1 protein-coding gene is annotated in these 738 nt (G+C 39.4%); it reads right to left on the bottom strand.

Annotation, left to right across the window (positions count from 1 at the left end; all coding sequences use genetic code 11):
- Positions 1-126 precede the first annotated feature (126 nt).
- Positions 127-738: hypothetical protein (locus VCHENC03_RS17255; protein ID WP_032802452.1), on the bottom strand; the 612-nt coding region annotated here is incomplete at its 5' end.

Raw genomic sequence — 738 nt, 5'->3', positions numbered from 1 at the left:
CTAACGCCCTGTTAAGGTGTGAGCAACGCAATACCGATGCTACTGCATATCACCTTAATCACTTAAACCAACGCATGGTAAAAATGCCACGCGTTGCGAATCACTCTTAAACAGTTTGTTAGGCGATTATCTCATACGATGCTCTTTTAGCTTTTTGCCCGTACAGTATTGATAAAGTACATCTAAATGATCATAAATCGGGGCTAGTTCTTCTAATGCATACTCAGTAAAACCTTCGACATAATGGTCTCCCATTCGGCTATCATGAATAAAATCGACAATGCCATTTCTAAGGTGCTGAAGTTCCGATAACGCCTTGAAACTGGTGATCAGTTTCTGGTACATATCTGCATCCATTTCAGCTACATCGATAACCAATTTTGAGTGCATTTCGGTTACGACTTTTGGAAAAGCTTGTCCCATTCCATGTCCTTCAGCCGTTACTAGCTCAAAACGTTCAGTCCCTGAAGGCGATACCAAATGGGTATACTTACCACCTTCACCTGCATTTTGAACATTTGTGAGTAGTGCTTCAAACTGCTTCCAAACCCATAAATTCAATTCTAACTCTTCTTTCAAAACACTCTTCAGCGCAGATAACTTTCGCTTCTTAGCTTTTGATTTTTTATGTGACTCTAAAAGTTCCTTGAGTACAAACAGTACTATCGCTGAAACAACTGTAATTGGTAATGCAACTTCCAATTTAAAACTCCAAATTAAACAAAATCGCCTAACGCC

The organism is Vibrio sp. HENC-03, assembly GCF_000305755.2.
Taxonomy (GTDB): domain Bacteria; phylum Pseudomonadota; class Gammaproteobacteria; order Enterobacterales; family Vibrionaceae; genus Vibrio; species Vibrio owensii.
Note: the sequence above shows the minus strand (reverse complement) of the source record. Positions and strands in the feature narration are given on the sequence as shown.